The sequence below is a fragment of the Anaerotruncus sp. G3(2012) genome, assembly GCF_000403395.2.
Classification (GTDB): Bacteria; Bacillota; Clostridia; order Oscillospirales; family Ruminococcaceae; genus Anaerotruncus.
Genome location: NZ_KE159668.1, coordinates 410,255 through 413,938, shown reverse-complemented (window position 1 = coordinate 413,938; position 3,684 = coordinate 410,255). Strand labels below are relative to the sequence as shown.

The 3,684-nt window shown below is 56.9% G+C and carries 3 protein-coding genes and 1 pseudogene; 2 read left to right on the top strand and 2 right to left on the bottom strand.

From position 1 onward, the window contains the following. Together C814_RS13690 and C814_RS13685 are read right to left on the bottom strand one after the other, a co-directional pair. A pseudogene (locus C814_RS13690) lies at positions 1-380 on the bottom strand (GHKL domain-containing protein); the annotation flags it as partial. A gap of 2 nt (positions 381-382) precedes the next feature. Beyond that, positions 383-1,117: a LytR/AlgR family response regulator transcription factor gene (locus C814_RS13685; protein ID WP_016315940.1), complete on the bottom strand. Its 735-nt coding sequence runs from the start codon at positions 1,115-1,117 to the stop codon at positions 383-385. A gap of 220 nt (positions 1,118-1,337) precedes the next feature. Between C814_RS13685 and C814_RS13680 the strand changes: the two genes are divergently transcribed. Together C814_RS13680 and C814_RS24565 are read left to right on the top strand one after the other, a co-directional pair. After that, a complete protein-coding gene (locus tag C814_RS13680; RefSeq protein ID WP_016315939.1) occupies positions 1,338-1,736 on the top strand; it encodes an OTU domain-containing protein in 399 nt (132 codons plus the stop codon). Positions 1,737-1,840: 104 nt separating this feature from the next. Further along, positions 1,841-3,684, top strand: a 1,844-nt coding sequence (locus C814_RS24565) for a hypothetical protein (RefSeq protein ID WP_016315938.1), incomplete at its 3' end; no start/stop codon positions are given.

Genomic DNA, 3,684 nt, shown 5'->3' with positions numbered 1-3,684 from the left:
CCCAGAGAAAAAACCACAGGGCCGCTTTTGGGCGAAAGCAGGGCGTCCGCCAGGACTGCCAGATTTCTCAAAGTGGAAAACGTCCCGCAGACCGCCAGAAATACGCTGACGGTTTTCCAGTAAGACAGCGTGATTGTCCGGCAGTAAAACAGGGCAGACAGCGCCAGCGAGGGAACCAGCCAGAGGTTCGTATCCCACCGGAATCTGTAACAGGCAGCGCCGCCCGCAACAGCCCACAGCAACAGAGCGGGGATTCCCCACAAAGCGATCCGTCTGCCCTTTCCATTCAGGTGTCCTTTCATGGGCAGATAACACAAAACAGCGCCGGGGATTATAACCGAAAGCTCCAGCATTGGGCGGAGAACGGTATCATTTCCCATCTCTAATGCCCTCCTCTCATCCGGGCATAAGTAAAAGCGAGAAACTGTTCCCGCACCTCCCGGTATTTTAACCGGCTGATTGGAACCGCTGTCCCGTTTTTCAAAAGAAAACGGTCAGCCAGCAGCTCCTCCACCTGCTCGAAATTGACCAGGACGCCCCGCGTACAGTCACAGAAATAGGGATAGTCCAGCAGCAAAGCCGCAAAATCCGCCTGCCGCATGGGGACGGTTATCTTTTCCCCGCTGGTGATATGGACTTCCACACAGCGTCCGCAGTATTCCGTATGGGTAATCTGGTGAAGCAGGAGCGGCTGCTGTCCTGCCGCGCCCGGAACCATCACGCACTGGTTCTGTTCCAGAAGCTTTGCCCCGCACCGGGTCAGGGCCTGTGCCAGCTTTTCATAGGAATAGGGCTTGACCAGGTAAAATGCCGCCGCCACATCATAGCTGTCCACAGCAAATTCCTTGGTGGTTGTCGTAAAGATTAGCTGGCAGGCATCGTCCTGCTCCCGGATTTTTTTCGCCGCTTCCATGCCGGTCATGCCGGACATATAAATATCCAGAAAAATCACATCAAAGGTATCCGGGGCAAAGCCTGCAAGCAGGGCTTCGCCGCTTTCAAAAACTGCCGGGGCCGGAACCAGGACAATCCCCTGCTCCCACGCCCAGCGGCAGATAAATTCCCGCAGTTTCCCAGCGTCTGCGGAAAGGTCGTCTGCAATGGCAATTCGCATCATTTTCGCCTCCTAACACAAAAGACTTCGTTTGTCAAGACCCATTATACCATATTTTCAGCGTCCTGACCTACATCTCATGCAGATTTTTGACATCTCATGCAGAGCCTATTGACAAGAACGGGAAAAACGCTATGCTAAATATATAACCGATTCCTTAAAAGGGTCGGTTTTTTTGATGCCATTTTTTCATTTTTATATACTGCGGAAAGGAGGAGCCGGATTGAGGATTGCACTTTATAATGAAAACCCCGGAGAACTGAAAGCACTGTCAGGGCAGCTTGACCGGTGCGCCAGGGAACACCTGCGTTTTGCGGAAATCGTCCCCTATGCCAGACAGGAGGATTTTTGCAGCATGGTGCGGGACGGGCCAGATTTTGACCTGTTTGTGGTGGCGCAGGACGGCACGTTCAGCCTGGAGGTGGTGGAACTGCTGCGGGAGGAACGGCCAAAGGCGCGGATTTTCTGGTTTTCTGACCTGGACTTCGCCCTGCGCGCCTACCGCTACAACGCGGACTGGTTTGGGCGAAAGCCTGTTGCCCTGCCCGCCATGCAGAAAGCCTTTGGGCAGCTTCTACGCCGCAGAGGGCAGCTTATGACGCAAAACACAAACGCTTTGTGAGCCGCCCGTCCCAAAACCAAAAAGCGCCTGCCCAGGGCGCGGGATTCATCCAAACACAGGGAATTGTGAACCATACATTTTTCAAAATATCAGGAGGGCATTTTATGAGAAACAAGTTAAGGAGGCCGCTGGCGTTCCTGCTGTCTGCGGTGATGATTGTTACCATGTCAGGAACTCCGGTTCATGCGGTGGCAGACAGAGGACAGCCGGAAACCGGGCTGTGCGAACACCACGCCGCGCATACGGACGATTGCGGCTATACGGAAGAAACGCCGGGAACGCCATGCACCTATGTGTGTGAAATCTGCAATCCGCAGGACAGCGGCGAAGCCGACAAGGAACCGGAAACAGGAATCGTCAAACAAGAGCATTGCTCTTGTTTGACCCTCTGTACAGAGGGTCAGATCAATCCTGACTGCCCGGTCTGCGGCGCAGAGGATTCCAGCCTGTCGGACTGCAAAGGGAAATCTGCGGAAGAAGATATGGCACAGCCGGAAGATACCAGCATCTGCAAGCACCATCGGGAACATGATGAATCCTGCGGCTACCAGCCTGCGTCAGAGAATGGGGAAGGCAGCCCGTGTACTTATGAGTGCCGCATCTGCCCGATAGAGGAATTGATTGCCGCCCTGCCGGATGTGGGGAGCATCACGGATGAGAATGCGGAGAAAGTGCGGGCGCAGCTTGAGCAGATACTTGCATTGTTTGCAGAACTGACCGGGGAGGAACAGGAGCAGCTTGACCTCTCCCGCTGTTATGCGCTGCAAGAGGCGCTGGACGGGGCCAACGACCCCGACCTGGCAGAGGGTCATGCCGCCCAACAGGAAGGTGATGAGGCCAGAGTGACCATTGGCGGCGTCACCACCTATTACACGGAGTTTGCCGAAGCCTGGAAAAAGGCGCAAGAGGGGGCTGCGGAAAATCCGGCCACCGTCACGCTGCTGAAGGATGTGACGCTCACCGAAACGCTGACCGTAACGAGCGGTCAGAATATCACCTTGACCAGCGCGAAAAACAGCGACGGCAATGACTTCACGATGAACTATGCCCCGGAGAAGTCTACCTCTATGAGCTCTGCCATTGAGGCCAACGGCGGCACGTTCGAGCTGAAAGGCGGCACAATCAATGTGGACGACGAGAGCAGCCACGGCGTGTATGTCTCCGGCGGCACGTTCAAGCTGACAGGCGGCGCGATCCGTGTGCCCGGCGATAGAATGCACGGCGTGTATGTCTACGGCGGCACAGCAAAGATTTCCGGCGGCGCAATCACGGTGAACGGCTATAGCGGCAGCGGCGTGAAAGTCAGCTCCGGCACGGCTATCATTTCCGGCGGCACAATCACGGCGAACGGTTCGGTGGGCAACGGCGTGATGGTCCAGTCGGGCAGCATGGCTGCCATTTCCGGCGGCGCAATCACGGCGAACGGTTCGATGGGCAACGGCGTGAATGTCACCTCCAGCGGCACGGCAACCATTACCGGCGGCACAATCACGGCAGACAACCGGGGCGTGGATGTCTCCAGCGGCACGGCAACGATTTCCGGCGGCACAATCACGGCAGACAGCCGGGGCGTGTATGTCTCCAGCGGCACCGCAACGATTTCCGGCGGCACGATCACGGCAGACAGCCGGGGCGTGTCTGTCTCCAGCGGCACCACAACCATTACCGGCGGCACGATCACGGCAGGCGACTGGGGCGTGTATGCCTTCAAAGGCACCACAACCATTACCGGCGGCACGATCAAGAGCACGGGCGGTGCAATTTATAACGAAAGCGGAACCCTCCTCGAAATGCTGGGGCAGACGGGCGACAGCCCCTGCGCCTACTGGCAGGGCAGCGAACTGGTTGCCTTGACGGAAGGGCAGAACGAGCTGCCAGCCGGGACGTATACGGTGAAGGAGTGCCAGCATAACGGCGAGGGCGTCTGCGAGTACACGCCGAATGAAGG